This window comes from Curvibacter sp. Hmag1.1 (genome assembly GCF_059769165.1).
Map to the genome: position 1 here is coordinate 730,810 of NZ_JBMBGX010000002.1, position 22,240 is coordinate 753,049.

Below are 22,240 nucleotides of genomic sequence, written 5' to 3' on the forward strand. Positions count from 1 at the left end.
CGACGGGCGCTAAGTGCCGGTTTGATGCATAAATGGCCTAGAACTACCAGCAACGACTCGGCATCATTTAACGCTGATAACGACCTTACCCTTGGCGCGCCCTGACTCCACGTAGGCCATGGCCTGGTTCGTGGACTCGAACGGAAATACCTTGTCGACCACCGGTCGGATGGCACCCGCGTCGATCAGGCGGGTGATCTCACCCAACTGGCTGCCACTGGCTCGCATAAACAGGAACGAAAAGTCGATACCCAGTGCGCGGGCCCTGCGCCGCACACCGGCGCTGAGCATGCGGATAACCAGCTTGACCAGCGCTGATGCCCCGATCTGCTGGGCGAACGCAGGATCGGCGGGCCCGGAGATGGACACCAGCTTGCCGCCACGCTTGAGCACGCGAAGGGATTTTTCTAGCGCCTTGCTGTCCTGGCTGTGCAAGACCGCGTCGTAGTCGCTCAGCACGTCTTCGAAGTCTTGCGTTTTGTAGTCGATCACCACATCTGCGCCCAGCCCCTTCACCAAGGGCACATTGGACGTGCTGGTGGTGGTGGCCACTGTGGCGCCTAGGTGCTTGGCGAGCTGGATGGCGAAGGTGCCCACGCCGCCAGAACCGGCTTGGATGAAGACCTTCTGCCCTTTCTTCAGTTGGGCGCGTTCGACCAGCGCCTGCCAGGCGGTCAGGCCCACAAGGGGGATGGACGCCGCCTCTTCCATGGTGAGGCCCTCGGGCTTGTGCGCCAGTGAGGTTTCTTTGACCGGAACCAACTCGGCGAAGGTGCCGATGCGGAAGTCATCGACCCGTGCATAGACTGCATCGCCCGCCTTGAACTGCCGAACCCGCGGGCCTACTTTCACCACCACGCCGGCCACGTCGTGCCCCAGCACCAGCGGCATGCGGTACGGCAGGATGAGCTTGAACTCGCCATCGCGGATCTTGGAGTCCAACAGATTGACGCCCGCAGCGTGCACCTGCACCAGCACCTCGTCGTCACGCAACTCCGGGGGCGGTATGTCGGCCAGGCTCAGGGCGCGTTTCTTTCCATAGCCGTTGAGAACAAATGCTTTCATGGTGATTCCTTGTGTGGGTCTTTAGGGTTAGGCGGGCAAACGCAGGTCTTTGCGCACACCGGCATCGAGCACGCTGGCGGGGGCGAATCGGCGCAGCAGTTGCATGCGCTTGGCAAGGCCCGGGGTGTAGTGCAGCTTAGGGCGGGCGGCCTGCGCAGCTTGGAGCACCATCTCGGCCACCACCTCGGGGCCGTCTGCGTTAACCACCACCTGTTTCACCCGCTTGTCCACACTAGTTCGAACGGCGCGGTACACCTCCAGAGGCGAGTCGGGTTGCATCAGGTTCGCTTCAAACGGCGTGTTGATATACGCCGGCTCCACCACAGAGACGCGGATGCCCAGCGTGCGCAGCTCATGGTCCAGCGCCTCCGAGTAGCCCGCCACGGCGTGCTTGGTGGCGGAATACAGCGCCATGTAAGGCATGGGCAAAAAGCCCAGTACCGAGCCGATGTTGATGATGCGGCCGCTGCCCTGCGCTCGCATGTGCGGCACCATGGCGCGCGTCATGCGCACGATGCCAAAGAAGTTGGTGTCGAAGATGGCCTGCGCTTGGTCGAGCGAACTTTCTTAAGCCGCAGCGGGCGCGACCCCGAAACCCGCGTTGTTGACGAGCAAGTCGATGCGGCCTTCGCGCTTCATCAGTTGCTGCACAGCGGCGTCTACCGACGCATCGCTGGTCACATCCAGGGGCAGCATGGCAAACGACCCGCCTTTGGCAGTGCCACCCCGCCGGCTGGTGCCGTACACCTGGTAGCCGGCCTGCGCAAGCTGCTGCGCTGTGGCCTCGCCGATGCCGGATGAAGCGCCGGTAACCAGCGCGATTTTTTTCTGGAGAGTCATGGTGTTATTCCTTGTGGATAGGTGAGTGGTGAGTGGGTTGAAATTCATTTCACATGACGGTCGTCATATGTAAAGGCGAAAAATATGCGGGTCATGGTTGTGCCTTGTGTCTGTCAGGAAGTGGTCGTGGTGGTGGTGAGCAAATGCTGGAGCGCGGCTTCGCGCAGGCTGTCAGACAGCGCAGGCTCGTCCACCGCGCGCGCCAGTAGCAAGGCGCCGACCATGGTGGCCACAGTGACCATGGCGCGCTCATGTGCAGCGGGCTGGCCCCAGTCAGGGGATTGCCGGGCGGCAAGGTCCACCATTGCCTTGATGTGCCGGGTGGTCACCCGGCGTACGTCGGGCGCCTGGCGCGAGGTCTCGGACCCCAATGCCGCCAGAGGGCAGCCGACCTCGGTATTGTCCAAGTGCTCCTTGGACAGATAAGCGCGCAACATGGCCTCCACAGTCTTGTCAGCGGGCACGCTGCCCACCACCCCGGCAATAGCGTCAGCCGACTCGGCGCAGGCCTGGCCCGCAGCTTCGGCCAACATGGCCTCGCGGGAGTCGAAGTGCGCATAGAAAGCGCCGTGGGTCAGACCCGCTTCCTTCATGATGTCTGCAACGCCCGTGCCGTCATATCCACTGCGACGAATGGCCCGCGCGGCCACCGCCACAATGCGGGCGTGGGTTTCTTCTTTGGCGGCAGCTCTGGCGTTGAGTCTTTCGTTTCGCATGATGCTCATCATACAAATATTTATTCCGCTTGTCTAGCGGCACGCGAATCCGCTCGGGTCCCCAGCAAACGGCAGGTCGTTAAGAAGCCGGCGCTGCAAGCCACAAGGAAATCTGGGCTCGCGGTCAGCAGACCGGGGTTTCGCCAAATATTTTCTGCAGCAGTTTTGCTACGCTTTTGGTAGCTGCTAGCGCATATTCCACGGGCGCTACAGGCATATTTCGCCTAGAAAAGGCCGTCTCGCGCTCTATACTGCCGCATGCCCCAAGCCCACCCCATCCTCACCCCACAGCTGCTGCGCCAGCTAACGCTCAACCCGGCAGACCACCCGCGCGGTGTGGCGCACTTGAGTGCGGCCAGCGGCCTGGTGCGCGTGGGTGATCGCCTGTATGTGGTGGCCGACGACGAGGTGCACCTGGGCGTGTTTGACAGCAGCGCCATTCACGCCCCCGGCGCGCTGCTGCGCTTGTTGGACGGCGACTTGCCGCACGACAAGGGCGCGCGCAAAAAAGCCAAACCCGACTTCGAAACCCTGGCCCAACTGCTGCCCCTGCCCGGCCACGCCCACGGGGCCTTGCTGGCCTTGGGGTCTGGCTCCAAGCCGCAGCGTGAAACCGCTGTGCTGCTGCCGCTGGATGCGCAGGGAACTCCGCTTGGGCAGGTGGACACCGTCGATCTGGCGCCGCTGTATGCGCCGCTGCGCGAGCGGTTTGCAGACCTGAATATTGAGGGCGCTTTCCTGCTGGGCAACGAGTTGCTCTTGCTGCAGCGGGGCAACAAGGGCAACACCTTGAGCGCGTGCATTCGCTACGAGTGGAACCACATTGCCCCCTGGTTGGCAGGCCTGCAGCCCCAGCCGCCCTCCCCCCACGAAGTGCAGACCATGGACTTGGGCGAGGTGGACGGTGTGCCCCTGAGCCTGACCGATGGCACGCCCCTGCACGGCGGCGCCTGGGCCTTTTGCGCCGTGGCCGAAAGCACCGACGACAGCTACCACGACGGCGCCTGCGTGGGCTCCGCCATTGGCATCGTCACCCCCGACGGGCAGGTAAAGCTGCAGCTGCTGGCAGGCGCCCCCAAGGTCGAAGGCATTGCCGCCCAAGCCGCGGACGGTGGCTGGCAGATCACCCTGGTAACCGACCCCGACGAGCCCCGCACCCCCGCACAGATGCTGCAAACGCACTGGGTGCTGTAACGGCGCAAAAGCAACACGCCCCATGGCCCGCCGCAAGCACCACCACGTCTATGTGATTGAGCTGCACAAAGACGTGCTGCTGGAGCCCCGCTTTCGCAAAAACAACCCGGGCTATGTGGACGGCAAGCCCTGCGTGTACGTGGGCATGACCGGGCTGGACCCGGATGTGCGCTTCGACAAACACAAAGCCGGCATCCAGGCCAACCGCTTCGCCCAGCAATACGGCCTGCGCCTGCTGCCCGACTTGTACGAGGGCTTTAACCCCATGAGCTACGACGACGCGGTAGACAAAGAAATAGAAGTCGCCATAGACCTGCAATCCGCCGGGTTCGGGGTTTGGCAGGCTTAGGTCCCTCCAGTAAACTCCCACGCATGCATCCCGCTATTGCTCAACACCGTACCGGCATCTCCGCCATTTGCCAGCGCTATCAGATTCAGCGCCTGGAGGTGTTTGGCTCGGCAGCGCGCGAGGTGGACTTTGACCCCTTAAGCAGCGACGCAGACTTTTTGGTGGAATTCGCACCGGGTGTGCAGCCAGGGCTTAGGGCGCTTTACGGCGCTAAGGCAGACCTGGAAGCTTTGCTAGGACGCGGGGTGGACTTGGTAGAACCTAGCGCCATCCGCAACCCCTACGTGCTGGCCAGCATTAACGGAAATCGCGAAGCTATTTATGCAGCGTGACCCGCGCGCCTTCTTGTGGGACGTCCGCGAAGCTGCCTTGGCTATTCAGTCATTCACTGCCGGGTTGGATGTTGCCGCCTACATGGGCAACGCAATGGCACAGGCTGCGGTGGAGCGCAAGTTTGAAATCATTGGCGAAGCGCTGAACCAGTTGTCCAAACTTGATGAAGCCTTGGCTTCACGCATTCCCGATCTGCCCCAAATCGTGGCCTTCCGCAACCAGCTGATCCATGGCTATGCCACGGTCAGCGTGAGCACCGTGTGGAACATTTCGCAGAACGCTCTGCCTCCACTGCTTGCATCAGTGCAAAAACTGCTGGACGAACTCCAGTAGCCAGCGCTACGCTTTTTGTAGCTATTCGCGCATATTCCACGAGCGCTAGCACTGCTTTTTATCCGTAGCGAACACCGAGTAATGGCTCTAACCCCCAAGTTCATCCACCTGCCCGATGGCCCTGTGGCCGGCCCTTTGCAGCTGCTGCCCGTCAACGCCGACGTGCTGGCCGTGCACACGGCCGATGGCGCGCATGTGGGTTCGCTCAAGAAGATTGGCGCTGTCTGGAAGTTCAAGGCCATGGGCTACGACGCGGCCGGCGGCATGGAGCCCGGTGGGGGCCCGCTCACCGATCAACACAACATGCAGTTCACCGCGCCCGATGCCACCGAGGTAAGCGCGCGACTACTTGCAGTGGGCCCATAGGCCCCGCTCGTAAAATAGCGCGCTTTGTCGTCACGGAACCGGAACACCCCATGCCTAAAACCAATAACAAACCTTTCGTGATCGGCGTTGCCGGGGGCAGTGGCAGTGGCAAGTCCACCGTCACGCGCCAGGTGCTGGCGTCCATCGGCCCCGAGATGGCCTCGGTGGTGTACCAGGACGACTACTACTGCGACCAAACGCACCTCTCGCCCGAGGAGCGCGTCAAAACCAATTACGACCACCCCGACGCTTTCGACTGGCCCCTGATGGTGCAGCACATGCAGTCACTGCGCCGCGGCGAAGCCATTGATATGCCCACCTACGATTTCGTGAAGCACAACCGCGCCCCCACCACCGTGGTGGTGAACCCGGCGCCGGTGATCGTGATTGAAGGCCTGTTTGCGCTGTTTGACCCCGACTTGCGCAAGATGATGTCGCTAAAGATCTTTGTGGATACGGCCGCCGACGTTCGCTTTATCCGCCGCCTGCAGCGCGACATTACCGAACGCGGCCGCAGCACCGAGAGCGTGATCGCGCAGTACCTGGAGACCGTGCGCCCCATGCACAAGCAGTTCATCGAGCCCACCAAGCGGCACGCCCACGTCATCCTGCCCCACGGCGCCAACGACCCCGCGGTGGACATCATCACCACCAAGGTCAAGACCCTGATTCAGGACCTGGAGCGCGGCTAAGCGCCCTGCGCGGCATCCAGCCGCTTCAGCCGGCCGGCCACGGCTTGTGCCCAGCGGGCTTTGGATTCGGGGTAGATGAGCGTTTCTTCCAGCGCGATGTGGCCTTCCATCAGGGCCACAAAAACGTCGGCGTAGTTCAAAAACTCGGCCTCATCGATCCACCCTTGGCCTGAGGCCATGGCCCGCAAGCGTGGGGCCAGCTCCAGCCAGTTTTCTTCGATCCAACCATGGTCTTGCTGCAAAGTGCGCACGGCCGTGGCCAGCTCGGGCTTGTCGCTGGCCAGCAGCGCAGGGAAGACTTTGGCTTCTTCCTCTGCATGGTGCTCGCGCGAGGTGCTGGAGAAGAACGCCTCAATGGCCCCGGCTTGGGCGCGCACCACATCGTCCACCCCATGCGTGGCCAATCGCGCAGACAAGCCTTTCAGGGCCAACAGATACTCCTGAATCTGCCGGTGGCAAACGTCCAGAGCGTCAAAAGCGGGCTGTTCGGCGGTGCGGGTCATGAATGCCTCCAAGGTTGATAGAAGCATTGTTGGCCGCGCACGGCCGCGCCGGTTTAATCGAGATCAATCAGCGGTGTATTGCTAGCGCTGGTGCCTACCGCTTGTCTTGAATCACTTCACTGGCTCGGAGTGCCCGTCCACATCACGGTGCTCCAAGCCAGTGGATTGAAAGCGCGTTTCTGGCTCATTTCCAAGAATCCGTTGTCCAATGCCCAACGCAACACAGCGCCCCGCTCGTCCCCGGTCACACCTGCCTTTTGAAAAGACCCGAACTTCAGTTTGAGTGATTTCAGCCAGGCGCCATGTCGCCACCAAGGCACTTGCACAATCACGAATGCGAGCTTTCCTTTGTTCAGGAAGGCGAGCAGTGTCAGGGCGGGAAGACCATCGGCGCTATCGATGGAGCTGTAGCACAGGCGGTCGCCCAGCGTACTCTGTTCTGCAACACATTGGATAGGAACGCTTTCAAAGTGCTTGCGGAAGGCAGCCTCATCCATGCGGGTAGACAGTTCACCGATCCGCAAGCTGACATCCGGAGATTTGTCGCGGAAGTAGGTCTGGTAGGTATGCAAATCCTCGCGCGCATCGAAAAGCATCAGACCAAGCCCGGCAAATGCCAAGACCAGTGTTATCAGCAGCCACTGGGGCAGTCCTTTGTTCATGCTTCTCCCTTGTTATTGCATGTTTACAGTTATTTGCTGAGCTCCGGCATCAAGCCAGTGGCGACTTCGTAGGCACCCCGAACAGACTCTTGCATGCAAGTGGCACGTGCGGGCGTCGCCGGGACTCCGCCGAATCGCACGGCACAGTAGTCTTCCACTGCGTAACCCATCCATTTTTTCGCCAGCGGAGGCAGGCCCCGCGCAGTGCTCACGTACTCGCGGATGGACTGCCCGGCTTTCTGGTGATGACCATGAACACGAAGACTCCATTTCAGCGCCCAGGCCGAAAGCTGGATGGATCGCATGGGATAACGGTGTGCCAGCAGTTGCGCCGCGTTCAAGGTAAGCACCATGCCCACGTGGTAGCGCCGCCGCCAGAGCCAGTACCCCAGCAGGCACAGCACCAATGCAAGCAGCAACGCCGTGAGCCAGTCGAACAATTGCTGCGCAGTGAGTTGAAATTTTTGGACTTTTATGGTCGGGTTCAAGTCTGAGTTTTTGGGGCCTTTGACCTCATTGCCCGGCTCATCACCCAAAGCGCTCAGCACCCACTCACCGGCTCCAATCACATTACCCAGTGCATTGCGCTGCCACTGAGGAATGGACGCATCTTTGAGCGATGAGCGCATCTCCTTGAGCATGCCCTGCCAACGGCCCAAGGTGCCGCCCGGCTGTGGCTGGCCGGATGCGCCAGACGATCCGGCCGAAGCGTTACTGCCAGCGCCGTTGCCGCCGCCCTGGTTGCCGTCCTGGTTGCCGCCACCCGCAGGCGTCGTGAACATGCCCGGTGTATCGGTACCCGGCGGCAGGAAACCAAAGCCCAGTGTGGATGGGCGCGGCATGAACAAAAACAACAAGGCAGTCAGCAGCAGTGCAGTGGCAAGAAAGCCGCCAGTCATGAGCAGCTTGGTCCACCGTGAGATGGGGTTACCGGCTGCGTGCTCCCACGCCAAGGCCAACGCGCCAAAGGCCCAAGCGGGGCCGAGGTACATCCAAAGCGTCCAGTCGGCGTTGCCATGGGTACCGGCCATAAAACTCACCGAGAAGATCACCATGAGGGTGAAGTAGAAGTCGCGCCGGGTGCGCATGACCGCTGCGCGCGCACCCATAACCACCATGATGAGCAGGCAGATCCAGCGCAGCAAGTTGAACATGAGGAAGCCCGGAAACACAGCCAGCAAGCCGCCCACAGACCCCATGACAGCCCACTGGACTTGCCCGCCTTTGCCCTGTGGCTTCAGCACATGCAAAGCACCTGCACCAAACCCGAAAAAAGCCCACAGCACCCAGAGCGTGCCCTCCAAACCGAAGTGGCCGTAGCGTCTGTCCAGATAAGAAAAAGCCAACCCCACACACGCATAAGACAGCCCCGTAAGCACGAGCACACCACGGCTTTGCAGCGGTGGGGAGTCGTTCGCCGCTGCGGGTAAAGAGGATGCGATTAACGCCATGTGGACTCCAATACCGTGGCAAAACCTGCTTCGGTCATGGCCTTTTGCAGTGCCAGCGCTTGGGGCATTTGAATGCCAGAAGGGTTGCGCCCCAAGGCAATGCACACCACCGCATGGCAACCGCGTGCCGCGATGGGCTGCAAATGCGCCAACAGCTGGGCTGCCGGGTAGTCGCAGGCCACGACCATTGCCACCTGTTCGCCCGGCGCAACCTCTTGCGCCAGCTGGTTCAGCGTGGTTTGCAGACTCACACTGGGCACGGCTTCGGCCAAGGCATGGCGCAGAGCCACACCATCGTCGACTTTCATGGCCTCAGGCGACAGATACAAAAACAACTGCGCGCCGTGAGCCAGCGCGGTATCACCGACACCGATGGCTACACGCACCACGTTTTCACCGGGCGACTCGGCATCGCCAAGCACCGGCTCGCGGGGCAGATCCATCACCAGGCGCAGGCGGATGGAGCCGCTTTGCTGAAAGTGCTGAATCACCAGTTCACCGGCTCTGGCAGATGCCCGCCAGCTCACGCGACCGACCGGTTCTCCGTGTTGGTAAGGGCGCAGCATGCCCAACTCAAAGGACTGGCCCATTCGGCGGGTGGTTAGCTCGCCCAGCGGGTCGTCCGCCACATCCCAAGGCAGCGGCCACTGCACAGCTTGCGCCCGTGGCAGCACCCGGACCTGAACATCCGGACGCGACAGACTGTGCTGCGCACGCATCAAACCCAGCGGGAAGCCGCTGGACATCCTCACGGCCACCAATTCGTAATGCCCCCGGCAGGGAAAGCGCACCATTTGGCCCAAGGCCGGCGCCTGCTTGGCACGGATGACAGGCACCGTTTGCTTAAGGATGAGGCGCCTGGAAGCCCATTCCCATTCGGTTTCAATGTCCACCATGAAGGCCGGCCAAGGCGCTGTACGCCGGACCAGCAGGCCCATGTCGCACGCCTCCCCCTCTTGCACTTCTTGATCGAACTCGCCCGCGAACTGGATGCTCATGGTCCGCAGCGACAACCAAGGCACCAGAAAGCCCAACATGCTCACAACCGCGAGCATGAGGAACATGCCGAAGACCATGGGGTCGTGGCGGTTGAAGGCTGCAATCAGCAAGACGCCGCACAGCCCGAGCAACACCCTCGACTTGGTAAGCCAGCGTTCCATGGCGTGACTTATTGCGGAGTGGCTTGTGTCTGTAGAATTTCCTGGATCAGGGCTTCCGCGCTCTTGCCCTTGGCACCCTGCGTCTGCACGATGATGCGGTGCGCCAGCACGGGAACTGCCACTTCACGCACGATGGCGGGGTCCACATACGGCAATCCACGGACACAGCTCAATGCGCGGGCCATGCGCGCCAAGCCCAATGTGCCACGTGGGCTGGCACCGAAACGAATAGACGAATGCTTGCGCGTAGCCCCCACGATGGAGGCCATAAAAGCCGCAACCTCGGGGGTTACTGTCACTTCCCGCGCACCGGCGGCAAGCCGGGCGAACACGCCGGGAGCACACACGGTTTGCAAGCGGGAAATAGGGTGCGAAAACTGCTGCGAGGCCACCAAATCGGCTTCCACGCTGGCATCGGGGTAACCCAAAGACAGGCGGATCAGGAACCGGTCCAGCTGGGCTTCGGGCAAAGGGTACGTGCCTGCCATGTCGATGGGATTTTGTGTCGCCAGCACCGCAAACGGAGCAGGCAGCGGGAGCGTCTGGCCGTCCAGGGTGATCTGGCCTTCTTCCATGCATTCCAGCAACGCGGACTGCGCTCGCGGGTTGGCACGGTTGATCTCATCGGCCAGCACGATGTTGGCGAACACCGGACCGGGGCGAAGGGTGAAGCTGCCGTCTTTGGGGTTGTAGATGGGCCCGCCCACGATGTCGGAAGGCATCAAGTCGGCCGTGAACTGCACGCGCTTGAACGACAGGCCCACGGACACTGCCAACGCGCGGGCCAGCATGGTCTTGCCCAAGCCGGGCACGTCTTCAATCAGGACATGACCGCCGGCCACCACGGCAGCAAGGGCCAGCTCCACTTGCTGGCGCTTGCCCTGAAGCACTTTTTCGACGTTGTGAACGATGGCCTGCGCGAGTTGCGCAGATTGTTTGGGCGTCCAAGTGCCCGCCGTGTCTTGGCTCATTGTTGAATCTCCCTGTTTGGGGAAATTCTAACGATCGATTCAGCCCACAAAGTCCAAAGCTGCACACACCGCTGCCACTTGCGCGGCAATGCATTGCTCGGGCGTGGCGCGGGGGCTGTCGGGATAGACCTCGGTGGTGCTGGTGTAGCGCGCGCCGGTGATGCCGGCGCACAGGCCCAGGCCGCGCATGTCGTACTCAATGACACCACGCGCCACCAAAGGTGTGCCGATGATGCCGCCCTCCCCGTCGGTGGGCGCGATGTGCGTGACACGCTCTACCGCCTGCAGGATGGCTTGCTGGAATGCGGGCTGGGGGTTGCCGGTGTCGTCCACCAGATAGAAGCCATCGGGAATTGTGGCGGGCTCAAAGGGTTTGCCATCGCGCGCGGCTACAGCGGGGCGGTATTCGCTCTCATCGGTGTCGGTGGTTTCGTGCAGGTCGATGTGGGCGGCAAACTGACCCAGCAGGGGTGCCACCAAACGCATGAGGGCTGCACTCTCTTGGGAGGGGCTGTTGGCGCGGAAGCTGCGGTTGGGGTCCAGCGCGTCAAAGTTCCAGCGCTGAATGCGCTCGTAGGCCCAGGGGCTCACACACGGCGCCACCAGCAGGTTCACGCGGCCGGCGTAGGCGGCAGCGTGCTCGGCCGCAAAGCGCAATGCGCCATGCACGCCACTGGTCTCGTACCCGTGCACTCCGCCCGTGACCAACACCGTGGGCAACGCACTGCTCCAACTATGGCTGCGCAAGGCCATGAGCGGGAAGCGCTCTTCGCTGTGCACGGAATCCGCATAGACGACTTCGCCATAGCTTTCGACGTCCCACTGCGCACGCAGCTGCTCCACCGCAGAGAGAACGTCGTCGGCATAGCTGCGCTGGCGCACCTGGCGGGCGCGCCACTGCTGAACTTCGGCGGGGCCCCAGGCTTGGCCGGGGGTGCCGAGAGGATAGAAACGGGGGATAGTCATGAATGTAGCTTCTTAGCGCGATCTGTTTGCTACGATTTTAGTAGCTGCTCGCGCACATTATTCGGGCGCTAGAGGGCTTTTTATGCATGGGCTATGCGCAGAGGCCCGCCTGCATAGAATGCGCTACGCCCTGCACACCCGAAGTGCGGACCCGAAACAACAGCCTAGAAGGAAGACACCATGCCCCAATTGAAACTCAGCTACTTTGACATGCACGGCGGCCGCGCTGAACCTGTGCGCCTGGCCCTGCACCTGGGCGGTGTGGCGTTTGATGACCATCGCTTTACCTTCCCTCAGTTTGCAGAAATCCGCAAATCCACTCCGTTCGGCCAAGTGCCGACTTTGGATGTGGATGGCACCCAGTTCACCCAGAGCGATGCGCTCTTGCGCTTTGCGGGCAAGCTGGCCGGCCTGTACCCCACCGACCCCTTGCAAGCCTTGTACTGCGATGAAGTGACCTATGTGGTGGAAGACGCAGGCGTCAAGATGGGCCCCACGTTCCGCATGAGCGGCGAAGAGCAAAAGGCTGCACGCCTAGCGCTGGTGAATGGCTCCATGCCCGTGTATTTGGGCTGGCTGCAGCAGCGCTTGCATGCACAAGGCGGCGAGTTTTTTGCCGACGGCCGACTCACCGTGGCAGACCTGAAAGTGTTTATCGATGTGCGTGCCTTGAACTCCGGCCGCTTCGACCATGTGCCCACTGACCTGGTAGCGCGCGTGGCCCCTGCGCTGAATGCACACATGCAGCGCATTGCCGAGACACCGGCCATCAAGGCCTACTACGCCCAATTCGCGGCCAAGTAAGCAAGCGCATGGAGTTGATGGAGCGGCTGATGCCGCAGTACCAGTTCAGCGAAAAGCACCAGTTGCTGACGCCGGCCCAGCCCGGCGCCTTGCTGGACGCGGTGCTGCAGCCGGGCGTGAGCGAAGACCCCTGGGCGCGCCGCTTCATCCAACTGCGTGAGTTGCCGGACCGGTTGCGGGGTGCACTGGGTGGACGCAGCCGTCTGGCGACCCAAGCGCCCTTTGGCATCGACAATTTCATCCTGCTGGGCCGCGATGGCGACCGTGAAATCGCGCTCGGGCTGGTGGGCAAGTTCTGGCAGGCGGACTACGGTCAGGTGCGTATGGCCAGCCCGGACCAGTTTGCCAATTTCAACGAGCCGGGCTTTGCCAAACTCGTGCTCAACTTCAGCACCCGCCCCGCCGCAGAGGGTGGCACCTGGTTGCACACCGAGACGCGGGTGTTTTGTAACGACCACGCTTCGTTGCGCCGTTTCACGCCCTATTGGTGGCTGATACGCCCGGTGAGCGGGTTAATCCGGCAGCGGCTGCTGGCCCGCGTGCGCAATGCAGCTCTGGCTACGTACTAAGGGCCAGGCAGCCTTACATCTCCATACAAACCAAACAGGCCTTTGACAATTTCCAAGGCGTAAAGCGAACGGTCGTTCGTAGAATTTTCGGGGCTCTATGTAGGCCTGTTTAATTTTTGTACTCCCATGCTCCCTGTGCTGCGTCGCTATTGCTTCCTTTTTGTTGTGGTTTTGCTGGCTGCCGGCGGTTGCGGTGGGGGCGATGGAGGCGGTGGCGGGGACAGTGGCAGCAGCACGGCATCGTCCGGCTCGGGGGCCTCTGGCTCGGCATCTACTGGTGGAGTGACTGCAAACCCCTCCACAGGCGCTACTTCCGGAGGATCGACCGGTTCAAGCTCAGGCTCCACCTCAGGTACTGTGGCCAGCAGCTCGGGCGGCTTTGCCACCACATCCGGCGGCAATGTGACAGGCGCCCTGGTGCGAAGTGCGGCCACCCTGCAAGACATGATCAACGAGGTGGCGGCGGCCAAGGCCGCCGGGAAGCCCCTGATACTGACTTACACCGGCAACGAAGACACATTGATTGCCCAAATCATCAGTGACCACACGGTGGATGCCAATCACAACTGCCCCAACCCGCACTGGAACGACCCTTACCGCGAGTTGCAGATCAAAGACTTCAACGTCGGGCTGACCATCCTGGGAGCCAACGGCTCGTCGGCCAACTTCGGCATTACCTTGATCCGCAGTAACAACGTGGTGGTGCGGAACATGAAGATCGGTGCGCTGGCCGGCGCTGCCAACGACGCGGACATGTTGCGCATCGACACCTCCTCCAATGTCTGGATAGACCATAACGAGCTGTTTGCAGTGAACAACGAATGCAATGGGTCACCGGACGGCGACCTGACGTTCGAAAGTGCCATCGATATCAAGAAGGACTCTCACAACATCACGGTGTCGTACAACTACATCCACGACAACAAGAAGGTGGGATTGGACGGGTCTTCCAGCACGGACATCGCCGGCGGCCGCGAGATCACTTACCACCACAACATCTACAGCAACGTGAACGCCCGCTTGCCGCTACAGCGTGGTGGCTGGACGCACATGTACAACAACCTGTACACCGGCATCACCGATTCCGGCATCAACGTGCGCCAAGCCGGATACGCACTGATTGAAAAAAACTGGTTCGAAAACGCCAAGAACCCCGTGACCTGCCGCTACGACTCCAGCAACTGCGGCTGGTGGGATCTGCGTGGTAACAACACCCAAAGTGCGGCGGACAACGCCACCTACAACATCACGTGGACCACAGGCTCCGGCTATATCAACGCAGACAGCTGGACGAGCACCAAAGCATTTCCGCTGACTTTGCCTTACACCTATACGGCGCAAACACCGGCGTGCGTCAAAGCCAACCTGGCAGCAGTGGTTGGTGTGGGCAAGAACCTGGCAACACTGAGCTGCAGCTGATCGACTGTGCCGCTGGCCTAACCCAAAACCGAGTAACCCCACCACACCGGGCTTATTGGCCCGGTGCCACACTCGCGCCCCTTGTTGTTACGTTTACAGGTTTTGAACATGCTTTTCACCCCCCTCCAAGTCGGCGCGCTGACTCTGCCCAACCGTTTCGTCCTCGCGCCACTGACCCGCACCCGCGCGGGCATGGAGCACCTGCCCAATGACTTGATGGCCGAGTACTACGCCCAGCGCGCAAGCGGCGGCCTGCTGATCACCGAGTGCACCATGGTGCAGGAAGGTACCTCTGCCTTCGTGGCTGAGCCCGGCGTCTACTCTGAAGCGCAAATTGCCGGCTGGAAAAAAACCACCGATGCCGTACACGCCAAGGGCGGCCGCATCTTCATGCAGATCTGGCACGCAGGCCGTGCAGCCCACCCCGGCATCAATGGCGGTGTGCGCACCGTGTCCAGCAGCGCGCTGGCCATTGACGGCGAGATCCACACCCCCGCGGGCAAAGTGCCGCACGTGGTGCCGCACGCACTCAGTGTGGAAGAGATCAAGGACATCGTGGCTGCCTTTGCGAAGGGCGCAAAAAATGCCATCGCTGCAGGCTTTGACGGCGTGGAAGTGCATGGCGCCAATGGCTATTTGATTGACCAGTTCCTGCGTGACGGCTGCAACAAGCGCACCGATGCCTATGGCGGCTCATTGGAAAACCGCGCGCGCTTCTTGTTTGAAGTGCTGACGGCGGTAAGCGAAGCCATCGGCTCCGACCGCGTGGGTCTGCGCCTGTCGCCCCTGAACAGCTTTAACAGCATGGTCGACAGCGATCCCGTGGGCCTGACCGCTTTCCTGGCCGAAAAGCTCAACGACTTCAAGCTGGCCTACCTGCACCTGATGCGTGCGGACTTTTTCGGCGTGCAAAAGGCCGACGTGGTGACCGTGGCACGTACGAACTACAAGGGTGTGTTGATCGGCAACATGGGCTACAGCGCTGAAGAGGCTGAGCAAGCGATCAAGGACGGAAAACTGGATGCTGTGGCGTTCGGCAACGCATACATTGCCAATCCGGACCTGCCGGAACGCGTGAAAGCCGGTGCGGCGTTGAACACGCCTGACAGCAGCACCTACTACACACCAGGTGCACAGGGCTACACCGACTACCCGACGATGTAATCGTCAGGCAGGCACCACCCGGTCAGCACGGCCGGGGGGTGCCTTGGAAGGCCGGGTTTACAGACCTTCGTGACGGTCAGCGGCTGCAAACAGCTCCAGCGCGAACGAAGGGTCCGACTTCTGGATGCTGGCAGCAAAGGTACGCAGCTCTTCCGCTTCTGCAAAGCGGGTCGTGGCTTGCGACTGGCCCGTGCCGAAGGAAACTTGCCACAGGGCTACCGCCAGATTCTTGCCGGCCACCCACAGCGCCTGCAAGGAAGCGCCCACGGTGGGTTGTGCGTTCTGGGGCAGAGAGATTGCGTTGAGTGTCGTGCTGGTCATGGTGGACTCCTTAAGTAAAACCGTGTGATGTTGCACCGCAGTATAGGGTTAACCCTAGATGCAATGCAAGGGTTAACCCTAATACCCGTTGTTTCTTAGGGAGTAAGGCCTAAGTCCTGCCCACCCGTGCCTTGAGAAAGCTGCCCATGCCGCCAGCTAAGCGGCATGACTGACGCACTCCATATCGTTTGCCCCCACTGCCACACCACCAACCGCGTGCTTGCCGACCAGCTCGGCAGCGCCCCCGACTGCGGCAGCTGCAAAGGCGCCCTGTTCACCGGCAAACCGCTGGACCTGACCACGGCCACCTTTGATAAACACCTGAACCGCAGCCACATACCGCTGCTGGTGGACTTCTGGGCCCCGTGGTGCGGCCCCTGCCGCTCCATGGCCCCGGCCTATGCAGCAGCTACGGCGCAGCTGGAGCCGCACATCCGCGTGGCCAAGGTAGACACCGAGGCCCAGCAGGCACTGGGCGCGCGCTTCCAGATCCGCAGCATTCCGACGCTGGCTTTGTTTGTGGGTGGAAGCGAGGTCGCCCGCCAACCCGGCGCCATGGGCCAGGCCGACATCCTGCGCTGGGTCAAGATGCACATGCCGGTGCAAAAATAGTTGAAAAAAACTTACCCCAAGCGCCTGTGGGCTGTTGTGTGGATAAGCGTGTTTACAAGCGGCGAAATCCGCGCCGGCATTGGGTTTGACAAGCGCGCCTAAAAAACAGGCAGTGCAAAAGCACTCGCTTGCAGGCTCAAAAACCTGTGGTAAGGGGTATTCGCAAAGTGGCAAATTGGCTTGCGTCACCCAAGTCGGTTAACCTCGCCGGCTCACACAATGAACCCCCATAGGACTTTTCCATGAAAAAACTCAACGTCACCATCAAACTGGAAATGTCGGTACCGGACGACTGGTCGCTGGTCGAAACCTCGGAAGGCACCCCGGTGCTGAGCCTGCCCAATGGCCAGTTTCTGGACATCGCCATCGAACCCCTGTTTGCCGCTGACCCGGAAGACACCTGGAGCAGCACCGAAAGCGAAGACGAGCTGAACGACATTCTCGATATGGTCGAGAGCGAAGAAGTCAGCTATGAATTCGTCACGCACTAAGCCCACACCCACCGCTGCAAGCGCCATGGCTCAACCGGACCACAGCCCCTCTGCCGAACGCAACAAGCAACCTATTCTGGAGGTGTTGCAATCCCTACTGCCCCCCAGCGGGCGGGCGCTGGAGATTGCATCGGGCACCGGGCAACACGTGGTCTGGTTCGCCCGGCACTTGCCGCAGTGGATCTGGCAGCCTACTGAGGTGCACCGCGGCGCGCTTTACAACATTGAAGTACGTGCCAGCGAGGCAGATCTCAGCAATATTGAAATCGCGCAGCAGCTGGATGTATGCCAGGAGCCCTGGTTTGACACCGATTCCGAACTTACCGGTCCCTATGACCTGATGCTGTGCATCAACATGCTGCACATCGCGCCATGGGCCTCTTGCGGTGCACTCATGCGGGGCGCAGCGCAGCATCTTGCCGGCGAAGGCGTGTTAGTCACGTACGGGCCTTACTTTGAGACTGGGGTCGCTCCGACCACCAGCAACCTCGAGTTTGATGCCAGCCTGCGGGCCCATGACCCGAGCTTCGGTATCCGAGAGCTGAGCGACATTGAGGCCGAGGCTGCAAAAGCCGGCCTGCGGCTGAAGGCACGCCACGAGATGCCGGCCAACAACCTGCTGCTGGTGTGGGGCCTCACAGACCCAACGCGTCGTACACCCGGATAGCGGCATACGCGTCATTGGCGGCGTAGACCAGCTGTGCCTCTGTCAGACGCGGTGCAGCCCAGTTGCTGGTTGCGGCCTTCTTGCTCTTGATGAACCGCTGGTGGAACAAGACCGCCACGGCGCCTTTGACGCCCATGTCCTTGCGGTAGCCCTGCTCGCGGAAAACGTGGTTCAACTCCAGCACACCCACCGGCTCTACCCCCAGTTTGTGCAGGATGCGTTTGCGGTCATCCCCCAAGCCAAAACCTGCTTTCACCACCCCGGGCAAGGCCATCAACTGCGCAGCTACCGCCCTGCATTCGGGGTCATGCAACTGGAACACCCAGGCGCGCTGTGGCGTGGACAACTGCAGCACATGCGGGCCATCTGACAACTCACCAACCTTGAAGGTGGGTTTGGACTCGGTGTCGAAGCCCCAGGCGCGGGCAGAACGCAGCTGGTCTAGCGCCGCCAGTGCCTGCGGACCGGTGCTAACCAGCGTGATGCGGTCCAGACCCAAGCGGCCGAATTCGGGCAGCAGGGCAATGGCGTCTTTGTCGGGCGTGGGGTGCTGTTCGCGAGGGTGATGTTGCATGGGGCGTATCATCGCCCACCTGCCACCCTTTGGCCTCAACGACCTGCCGGCTGCATTTCAGCGGCCGCACGCTCCAGGATTTCCCCATGAAAAAAACATTCCCCCTTCACGTTGAAGGCAAGCACCCCGACCGCCTGCTGGATGCAACCAAGCACGAAATCCGCAAATACATGAAGCGCGAACGCAACCGCGCCTTGCCCGAAGGCGTGGACTTCTGGGACTTTGACTGCCGCTTCGGCGCGACCGAACAGGACGCTGTGGTGGCCCACTCTGCCGAGTTGATCGGCCTGGTCGACGCCATCGCCAAAGAAGGCGGCAAGCAGTTCTATATCGAGATTCTGGCCAAACACGGTGTGCGCAAGCCTCGCGATCCGGCTGCCGGGTCGACGATTGCCAACTTCCTGGAAGAGTGATTTCGGTCTAGCACAAACCAGCCATGGCTTGAGCGCGCGCGGGGCAAAAAAAGTTGAAAAAAACTTACCCCACTCGCATGTGGACTGCATTGTGGATAAGCGTGTTCACAAGGCCTGAAACCCTCGCCCGCATTGGCTTTGGACGCGATGCTCAAAAAACAGGCAGTTCGGACGACCCTGTTTTTGTAGCCGTTTTTCTGTGCTAGCAGGCATTAACCCGACGCCAGAACTGCACGCCCCTTGCCACCCGCTTTGGCTGCGTACAGCGCCCGGTCTGCAGCGAGCATGAGCGTCTTCATTTCGGTACCGTGGCGCGCGAACATTGCCACCCCGATGCTCACCCCCAGCGGCAGCCCGACCCCGGGGTATGGCGCTGACAGCACTTCCACCAAGCGCTCAGCACTTTGCATGGCCGTCTCGGCAGATACATCGGACAGCAGGATGATGAATTCATCCCCCCCGATGCGGGCCGCCACATCCGAGCCACGAATGGTTTGAGCGATCCGCAGGGCGACGGTCTTGAGGACCTCGTCGCCCATGGAATGGCCCAAGCTGTCGTTGACGGCCTTGAATCCGTCCAAGTCCAGCGCCAGCAAGGCAAGTTCGCTGTCACGGCGCAGGGCCATGGACATGCTGCGCTGTGCCAGCTCATCAAACAGCAGGCGGTTGGGCAGCTCGGTCAGCGCGTCGTGCTGGGCAAAGAACTTCACCTTGCGCATGGCGTCAGCCGCCTGCAGCATCGCCGTGCCCACGGCTTGGGCTTCTTGCAGCTCCAGGGTCGGCAGGGTGATGTCATCGCCACGCCCCAGCGCCAGGGCTGCATCATTCAGTTCACCGACGGAAGAGAGCACTTTCAGACCGGCGCGGCGGGCCAACCAGAGCCCCAGCATGAGCGCAGCCAACAGGCCCGCCATCACCTGGGCGAGCTGAATAAGCAATTCGCGGTGCAGTTCTGCCTTGGGAGCACCGCTCACCACTGTCCAGCCCCACAAAGGTGAGGTGCTGAAAGCGGTAAACACTGGAATGTTTTCTTTGGTGACGGACTCCATGAAACCGGAGTCGCGCTGCGCGAGCGTGTTGACCAACTCCGGCACCGCCTTTTGGCCCACAAAGCGCTCCGGCTCGCGGGAGCGCCCCACGATCGTGCGGCTGCTGTCCAGCACCGCCACCAGCCACCCCTCAGGCATGGGGTGGCGGGCGATGATGTTGTTGATCCGGTCGGGCGTGAGTCCGATATTGAGGCTGTAAATCACCTTGCCGCCTGACACCACCGGCACTCCCATGGCAATGATGTGCGCCTTGGTAGTCACGCCCGTGAACATGTCGGTCAGCACAGTGGTCTGTGAATCGAACACTTTACCCAGTTGGGCTGGTGTACCGCGGGTTGGCAAGGCGGTTCCGAATGGAAGCAAGGTGTTTAGAACCTGCCGGCCTTCACGGTCCGTCAGGATGTAGTTCAGGACCGATCCTGAACCCAGCGCCTGGGTGGCCCGATGGTAAAAGCCCGGCAGATTGCCATTCCCCAACTCCGGGGCGGTAGCCAGTGTTTTGAGTGCCGATTCGATGGCCGCCATCTCCCGCTCGAGGTCTGACTGGATGGCCCTGACGACCAACACCGTTTGCTGCTCCACGTTTTCGCGTTGCAGCCGGTAGTTGGCGTACGCCAGCAACATGCCCACGATGGCCGTGGGTAGCACACTGAACACCACAAGCATTCGCAAGGCACGCCGCAGCGACACACTGCGACGGACCCGTAACTGGTTTGGCATGTTGTACCTGCCTCTGTAGTTTTTGAACCTTCCCCGATGCCACTATGGCAGAAGGACCGATTCGTAACAACCAGAGCCCAAAAAACTTACCCCATTCCCGTGTGGGCCACGCTGTGGATAACACAAGGTACAAGCCGCGAAATCCGCGCCAGTATTGGGCTGCGACACGATGCCTAATATTTAGGCAAATTCACGTCTCTCCAAAATGAAAAATCTGTGATTTGTCAATGAGGGAAAGTTTTGTGTTAGCACTTTTTGAAATTCGGTGTAGCTGAAGAAAACGACTTCAGTCTGCACCGCATTACCCCCGAAAACTGTGCGCCACTTTGTGGATAACTATGTTTACAAGCCCCAAAACCCGCACCAACAGGGGCTTTGCAGAGGGTGCCTGTAAAGTAGCCACTGTGGGAACCATTGCCGCTTTCACCGACTCTACCCACGCTGACACTTTTACAACCTGCAACACCTATGTCCATGACGTCTTTGCCTATCGCCCACCCGGCTTCTCCTGATCGCAACCGCCTTCGCCTGTTGGCCCTGCCCATGGCATTAGCGCTGGGCAGTTTGGTCGCTTGCGGCAAACAAGAAGAAGCCGGTGCCAAGCCTGCGGAGAAAGCCTCGGCCCTGGCACCTGCACAGGCTTACGAAAAGATCGCCGCTGAGGGCAAAGGCTTCACCGTGGGTGCCATGATGGCTGCCAACCCGGTGTATGTGTTGTTTGACCCCCAGTGCCCGCATTGCGGCCACCTGTGGCAATCGTCCCAGGCCTTGTTGCCCAAGGCAAAGTTTGTGTGGATCCCCGTGTCCTTCATCAACGGAAAGAGCGCACCTCAAGGCGCGGCCATCCTGAGTGCGTCCAACCCGGCTGAATTCATGGCAGCCCATGAAACCTCCATCCTCGCCGGCACAGGCGGCACACCTCTGCCGACCTCTGTAGCGCCAGAGGTGGAAGCCATCATCAAGGCCAATACCGAGTTGTTCAACAAGCTGGCGGTGGAGTCTGTGCCCTATGTGGTGGCCAAGAACATCAAATCCGGCCAGGTAGTCACCAACGCAGGCGCCATGGAGACCGCGGCACTTGCCGAGTTTCTGGGTGTGAACTGAAGGCGTTAGAGGACTGCGTAGCGGCCGGGGCGGTGGTTGACCGCGATGAACAGGTTCATCACCACCGCCGCCAACACCGAGTACGCCACCCGCACCGGGTCGACCACGGTCAGCGCCAGCAGCACGATGGTGCAGTCCATGCCCATTTGCACCATGCCGGCGCGCCAACCACGCGCGCGCTGCAGGTACAGCGACACGATGGTGGCACCACCCAGACTGGCACGGTGCCGCGCCAGAAACAAGCACCCCGAGCCCAGCAGCAGGCCGCCCAGCACGGCCGCATAGGCGGGATGCAGCCGCTCAATGGCAAACAGGCGTGGAGACCATTCGGCCATGGCCGACAAAAACGTGATGGCCACGAAGGTCTTGACCGTGAATTCCCGCCCCATGCGCCGCCAGGCAAACCAGTAAAACGGCAGGTTGATCAAAAAGAACAGCTTGCCCAGGCTCACCCCGGTCGCGTAGTGCAGCACAAAAGCCGCACCGGCCGTACCGCCAGTGAGCAAGCCGGCCTGCCCGAACAGGATGAGCGCCAGGCTCACAAACAAGGTGCCGGTAAAGATGGCCTGCGCATCCTCAAACAAGGTGTGCTGCTGCACATCGCCTTGCAAGGCGGCAGGCAGATCAACCGGCCCGCTGGCGGGCTTGTCGGAAGGGGATAGAGGCATGGAAGAAGACATGAACCGGACGGAGCAAGCATTGTGCCGCCCGCCGGGCCACGGCGGTTGACGC

General features: G+C 61.2%; 27 protein-coding genes and 1 pseudogene. 15 read left to right on the plus strand and 13 right to left on the minus strand.

From position 1 onward, the window contains the following. Positions 1-63: 63 nt before the first annotated feature. The 3 genes and pseudogenes from ACOAP0_RS03880 to ACOAP0_RS03890 form a co-directional block, all read right to left on the minus strand. Complete coding sequence (locus ACOAP0_RS03880) at positions 64-1,065, minus strand: NADP-dependent oxidoreductase (protein ID WP_498375516.1); 1,002 nt, start codon at positions 1,063-1,065, stop codon at positions 64-66. Positions 1,066-1,092: 27 nt separating this feature from the next. Then, a pseudogene (locus ACOAP0_RS03885) lies at positions 1,093-1,905 on the minus strand (oxidoreductase). A 113-nt stretch (positions 1,906-2,018) separates the two neighbouring features. Continuing rightward, positions 2,019-2,633, minus strand: a complete 615-nt coding sequence (locus tag ACOAP0_RS03890) for a TetR/AcrR family transcriptional regulator (RefSeq protein WP_498375515.1) — start codon at positions 2,631-2,633, stop codon at positions 2,019-2,021. Between the two features lie 246 nt (positions 2,634-2,879). Between ACOAP0_RS03890 and ACOAP0_RS03895 the strand changes: the two genes are divergently transcribed. The 6 genes from ACOAP0_RS03895 (at position 2,880) to udk (ending at position 5,888) form a co-directional block, all read left to right on the plus strand. Then, a complete protein-coding gene (locus ACOAP0_RS03895; protein WP_498375514.1) occupies positions 2,880-3,815 on the plus strand; it encodes a DUF6929 family protein in 936 nt (311 codons plus the stop codon). A gap of 22 nt (positions 3,816-3,837) precedes the next feature. Beyond that, complete coding sequence (locus ACOAP0_RS03900) at positions 3,838-4,164, plus strand: hypothetical protein (RefSeq protein WP_498375513.1); 327 nt, start codon at positions 3,838-3,840, stop codon at positions 4,162-4,164. Between the two features lie 23 nt (positions 4,165-4,187). Then, positions 4,188-4,496 carry a nucleotidyltransferase family protein gene (locus ACOAP0_RS03905; RefSeq protein WP_498375512.1) on the plus strand — a complete coding sequence of 103 codons (309 nt, stop codon included), beginning with the start codon at positions 4,188-4,190 and terminating at the stop codon, positions 4,494-4,496. Then, positions 4,486-4,830: a HepT-like ribonuclease domain-containing protein gene (locus ACOAP0_RS03910; RefSeq protein WP_498375511.1), complete on the plus strand. Its 345-nt coding sequence runs from the start codon at positions 4,486-4,488 to the stop codon at positions 4,828-4,830. The genes ACOAP0_RS03905 and ACOAP0_RS03910 overlap by 11 nt, the downstream gene beginning before the upstream one ends. Positions 4,831-4,911: 81 nt before the next feature. Next, a complete protein-coding gene (locus ACOAP0_RS03915; protein WP_498375510.1) occupies positions 4,912-5,196 on the plus strand; it encodes a hypothetical protein in 285 nt (94 codons plus the stop codon). Positions 5,197-5,246: 50 nt separating this feature from the next. Continuing rightward, complete coding sequence (gene udk, locus ACOAP0_RS03920; RefSeq protein ID WP_498375509.1) at positions 5,247-5,888, plus strand: uridine kinase; 642 nt, start codon at positions 5,247-5,249, stop codon at positions 5,886-5,888. On the opposite strand, the gene ACOAP0_RS03925 is transcribed toward udk, so the two are convergent. From ACOAP0_RS03925 to ACOAP0_RS03950, 6 genes are all read right to left on the minus strand, one after another. Continuing rightward, a complete protein-coding gene (locus ACOAP0_RS03925; protein ID WP_498375508.1) occupies positions 5,885-6,391 on the minus strand; it encodes a hemerythrin domain-containing protein in 507 nt (168 codons plus the stop codon). The two genes, udk and ACOAP0_RS03925, sit on opposite strands and share 4 nt — an antisense overlap. 116 nt (positions 6,392-6,507) lie before the next feature. Next, entirely contained in the window at positions 6,508-7,053 is a 546-nt protein-coding gene (locus ACOAP0_RS03930; protein WP_498375507.1) for a hypothetical protein, read from the minus strand. A gap of 29 nt (positions 7,054-7,082) precedes the next feature. After that, positions 7,083-8,504, minus strand: a complete 1,422-nt coding sequence (locus ACOAP0_RS03935) for a transglutaminaseTgpA domain-containing protein (RefSeq protein WP_498375506.1) — start codon at positions 8,502-8,504, stop codon at positions 7,083-7,085. Further along, entirely contained in the window at positions 8,495-9,664 is a 1,170-nt protein-coding gene (locus tag ACOAP0_RS03940; protein WP_498375505.1) for a DUF58 domain-containing protein, read from the minus strand. The genes ACOAP0_RS03935 and ACOAP0_RS03940 overlap by 10 nt, the downstream gene beginning before the upstream one ends. Positions 9,665-9,672: 8 nt before the next feature. Beyond that, complete coding sequence (locus tag ACOAP0_RS03945; RefSeq protein WP_498375504.1) at positions 9,673-10,635, minus strand: AAA family ATPase; 963 nt, start codon at positions 10,633-10,635, stop codon at positions 9,673-9,675. Between the two features lie 39 nt (positions 10,636-10,674). Continuing rightward, on the minus strand, positions 10,675-11,601 hold the full coding sequence (locus ACOAP0_RS03950; RefSeq protein WP_498375503.1) for a M14 family metallopeptidase: 927 nt from the start codon (positions 11,599-11,601) through the stop codon (positions 10,675-10,677). Between the two features lie 180 nt (positions 11,602-11,781). Between ACOAP0_RS03950 and ACOAP0_RS03955 the strand changes: the two genes are divergently transcribed. The 4 genes from ACOAP0_RS03955 (at position 11,782) to ACOAP0_RS03970 (ending at position 15,557) form a co-directional block, all read left to right on the plus strand. Beyond that, positions 11,782-12,405 (plus strand): glutathione S-transferase, encoded by a 624-nt coding sequence (locus ACOAP0_RS03955; protein WP_498375502.1) that lies wholly within the window; start codon positions 11,782-11,784, stop codon positions 12,403-12,405. Between the two features lie 8 nt (positions 12,406-12,413). After that, the gene (locus ACOAP0_RS03960) at positions 12,414-12,974 is read left to right on the plus strand and encodes a hypothetical protein (protein WP_498391318.1); all 561 of its coding nucleotides are present in this window, start codon (positions 12,414-12,416) and stop codon (positions 12,972-12,974) included. Positions 12,975-13,100: 126 nt separating this feature from the next. Continuing rightward, the gene (locus ACOAP0_RS03965) at positions 13,101-14,393 is read left to right on the plus strand and encodes a pectate lyase family protein (protein WP_498375500.1); all 1,293 of its coding nucleotides are present in this window, start codon (positions 13,101-13,103) and stop codon (positions 14,391-14,393) included. Between the two features lie 108 nt (positions 14,394-14,501). After that, positions 14,502-15,557, plus strand: coding sequence for an alkene reductase (locus tag ACOAP0_RS03970; RefSeq protein WP_498375499.1), 1,056 nt, complete (start codon positions 14,502-14,504; stop codon positions 15,555-15,557). Between the two features lie 57 nt (positions 15,558-15,614). Here ACOAP0_RS03970 and ACOAP0_RS03975 read toward each other — a convergent pair whose 3' ends face one another. Beyond that, positions 15,615-15,878 carry a hypothetical protein gene (locus tag ACOAP0_RS03975; RefSeq protein WP_087494597.1) on the minus strand — a complete coding sequence of 88 codons (264 nt, stop codon included), beginning with the start codon at positions 15,876-15,878 and terminating at the stop codon, positions 15,615-15,617. Positions 15,879-16,043: 165 nt separating this feature from the next. Here ACOAP0_RS03975 and trxC point away from each other — a divergent pair, with 165 nt between their 5' ends. The 3 genes from trxC (at position 16,044) to ACOAP0_RS03990 (ending at position 17,648) form a co-directional block, all read left to right on the plus strand. After that, positions 16,044-16,490, plus strand: coding sequence for a thioredoxin TrxC (gene trxC / locus ACOAP0_RS03980; RefSeq protein WP_498375498.1), 447 nt, complete (start codon positions 16,044-16,046; stop codon positions 16,488-16,490). Between the two features lie 242 nt (positions 16,491-16,732). Continuing rightward, positions 16,733-16,981 (plus strand): hypothetical protein, encoded by a 249-nt coding sequence (locus tag ACOAP0_RS03985; protein ID WP_087494599.1) that lies wholly within the window; start codon positions 16,733-16,735, stop codon positions 16,979-16,981. A gap of 25 nt (positions 16,982-17,006) precedes the next feature. Next, a complete protein-coding gene (locus ACOAP0_RS03990; RefSeq protein WP_498391319.1) occupies positions 17,007-17,648 on the plus strand; it encodes a DUF938 domain-containing protein in 642 nt (213 codons plus the stop codon). Here ACOAP0_RS03990 and ACOAP0_RS03995 read toward each other — a convergent pair. Then, on the minus strand, positions 17,617-18,222 hold the full coding sequence (locus ACOAP0_RS03995; protein ID WP_498375495.1) for a 3'-5' exonuclease: 606 nt from the start codon (positions 18,220-18,222) through the stop codon (positions 17,617-17,619). The genes ACOAP0_RS03990 and ACOAP0_RS03995 overlap by 32 nt on opposite strands. Before the next feature lie 86 nt (positions 18,223-18,308). On the opposite strand from ACOAP0_RS03995, the gene ACOAP0_RS04000 reads away from it, so the two are divergent. Then, the gene (locus tag ACOAP0_RS04000) at positions 18,309-18,635 is read left to right on the plus strand and encodes a DUF6172 family protein (RefSeq protein ID WP_313867241.1); all 327 of its coding nucleotides are present in this window, start codon (positions 18,309-18,311) and stop codon (positions 18,633-18,635) included. 212 nt (positions 18,636-18,847) lie between these two features. Here the strand turns inward: ACOAP0_RS04000 and ACOAP0_RS04005 are convergent, their stop codons facing one another. Continuing rightward, entirely contained in the window at positions 18,848-20,404 is a 1,557-nt protein-coding gene (locus ACOAP0_RS04005; RefSeq protein WP_498375494.1) for a sensor domain-containing diguanylate cyclase, read from the minus strand. A gap of 474 nt (positions 20,405-20,878) precedes the next feature. Here ACOAP0_RS04005 and ACOAP0_RS04010 point away from each other — a divergent pair, with 474 nt between their 5' ends. Further along, on the plus strand, positions 20,879-21,508 hold the full coding sequence (locus tag ACOAP0_RS04010) for a thioredoxin domain-containing protein (protein ID WP_498375493.1): 630 nt from the start codon (positions 20,879-20,881) through the stop codon (positions 21,506-21,508). A 5-nt stretch (positions 21,509-21,513) separates the two neighbouring features. On the opposite strand, the gene ACOAP0_RS04015 is transcribed toward ACOAP0_RS04010, so the two are convergent. Next, the gene (locus tag ACOAP0_RS04015; protein ID WP_498391320.1) at positions 21,514-22,176 is read right to left on the minus strand and encodes a YitT family protein; all 663 of its coding nucleotides are present in this window, start codon (positions 22,174-22,176) and stop codon (positions 21,514-21,516) included. Between the last annotated feature and the right edge of the window lie 64 nt (positions 22,177-22,240).

Excerpts from the sequence above, each read along its gene's own strand:
- ACOAP0_RS03990 (WP_498391319.1), top strand. The coding sequence starts at position 17,007 with ATGGCTCAACCGGACCACAGCCCCTCTGCCGAACGCAACAAGCAACCT.
- ACOAP0_RS03995 (WP_498375495.1), bottom strand. The coding sequence starts at position 18,222 with ATGCAACATCACCCTCGCGAACAGCACCCCACGCCCGACAAAGACGCC.
- ACOAP0_RS04010 (WP_498375493.1), top strand. The coding sequence starts at position 20,879 with ATGACGTCTTTGCCTATCGCCCACCCGGCTTCTCCTGATCGCAACCGC.
- ACOAP0_RS03915 (WP_498375510.1), top strand. The coding sequence starts at position 4,912 with ATGGCTCTAACCCCCAAGTTCATCCACCTGCCCGATGGCCCTGTGGCC.
- ACOAP0_RS03955 (WP_498375502.1), top strand. The coding sequence starts at position 11,782 with ATGCCCCAATTGAAACTCAGCTACTTTGACATGCACGGCGGCCGCGCT.
- ACOAP0_RS03930 (WP_498375507.1), bottom strand. The coding sequence starts at position 7,053 with ATGAACAAAGGACTGCCCCAGTGGCTGCTGATAACACTGGTCTTGGCA.
- ACOAP0_RS03890 (WP_498375515.1), bottom strand. The coding sequence starts at position 2,633 with ATGATGAGCATCATGCGAAACGAAAGACTCAACGCCAGAGCTGCCGCC.
- ACOAP0_RS03965 (WP_498375500.1), top strand. The coding sequence starts at position 13,101 with ATGCTCCCTGTGCTGCGTCGCTATTGCTTCCTTTTTGTTGTGGTTTTG.
- ACOAP0_RS03975 (WP_087494597.1), bottom strand. The coding sequence starts at position 15,878 with ATGACCAGCACGACACTCAACGCAATCTCTCTGCCCCAGAACGCACAA.
- ACOAP0_RS03960 (WP_498391318.1), top strand. The coding sequence starts at position 12,414 with ATGGAGTTGATGGAGCGGCTGATGCCGCAGTACCAGTTCAGCGAAAAG.
- ACOAP0_RS03985 (WP_087494599.1), top strand. The coding sequence starts at position 16,733 with ATGAAAAAACTCAACGTCACCATCAAACTGGAAATGTCGGTACCGGAC.
- ACOAP0_RS03950 (WP_498375503.1), bottom strand. The coding sequence starts at position 11,601 with ATGACTATCCCCCGTTTCTATCCTCTCGGCACCCCCGGCCAAGCCTGG.
- ACOAP0_RS03945 (WP_498375504.1), bottom strand. The coding sequence starts at position 10,635 with ATGAGCCAAGACACGGCGGGCACTTGGACGCCCAAACAATCTGCGCAA.
- udk (WP_498375509.1), top strand. The coding sequence starts at position 5,247 with ATGCCTAAAACCAATAACAAACCTTTCGTGATCGGCGTTGCCGGGGGC.
- ACOAP0_RS04000 (WP_313867241.1), top strand. The coding sequence starts at position 18,309 with ATGAAAAAAACATTCCCCCTTCACGTTGAAGGCAAGCACCCCGACCGC.
- ACOAP0_RS04005 (WP_498375494.1), bottom strand. The coding sequence starts at position 20,404 with ATGCCAAACCAGTTACGGGTCCGTCGCAGTGTGTCGCTGCGGCGTGCC.
- ACOAP0_RS03925 (WP_498375508.1), bottom strand. The coding sequence starts at position 6,391 with ATGACCCGCACCGCCGAACAGCCCGCTTTTGACGCTCTGGACGTTTGC.
- ACOAP0_RS03940 (WP_498375505.1), bottom strand. The coding sequence starts at position 9,664 with ATGGAACGCTGGCTTACCAAGTCGAGGGTGTTGCTCGGGCTGTGCGGC.
- ACOAP0_RS03935 (WP_498375506.1), bottom strand. The coding sequence starts at position 8,504 with ATGGCGTTAATCGCATCCTCTTTACCCGCAGCGGCGAACGACTCCCCA.
- ACOAP0_RS03880 (WP_498375516.1), bottom strand. The coding sequence starts at position 1,065 with ATGAAAGCATTTGTTCTCAACGGCTATGGAAAGAAACGCGCCCTGAGC.
- ACOAP0_RS03905 (WP_498375512.1), top strand. The coding sequence starts at position 4,188 with ATGCATCCCGCTATTGCTCAACACCGTACCGGCATCTCCGCCATTTGC.
- ACOAP0_RS03910 (WP_498375511.1), top strand. The coding sequence starts at position 4,486 with ATGCAGCGTGACCCGCGCGCCTTCTTGTGGGACGTCCGCGAAGCTGCC.
- ACOAP0_RS03970 (WP_498375499.1), top strand. The coding sequence starts at position 14,502 with ATGCTTTTCACCCCCCTCCAAGTCGGCGCGCTGACTCTGCCCAACCGT.
- ACOAP0_RS04015 (WP_498391320.1), bottom strand. The coding sequence starts at position 22,176 with ATGCCTCTATCCCCTTCCGACAAGCCCGCCAGCGGGCCGGTTGATCTG.
- ACOAP0_RS03900 (WP_498375513.1), top strand. The coding sequence starts at position 3,838 with ATGGCCCGCCGCAAGCACCACCACGTCTATGTGATTGAGCTGCACAAA.
- ACOAP0_RS03895 (WP_498375514.1), top strand. The coding sequence starts at position 2,880 with ATGCCCCAAGCCCACCCCATCCTCACCCCACAGCTGCTGCGCCAGCTA.
- trxC (WP_498375498.1), top strand. The coding sequence starts at position 16,044 with ATGACTGACGCACTCCATATCGTTTGCCCCCACTGCCACACCACCAAC.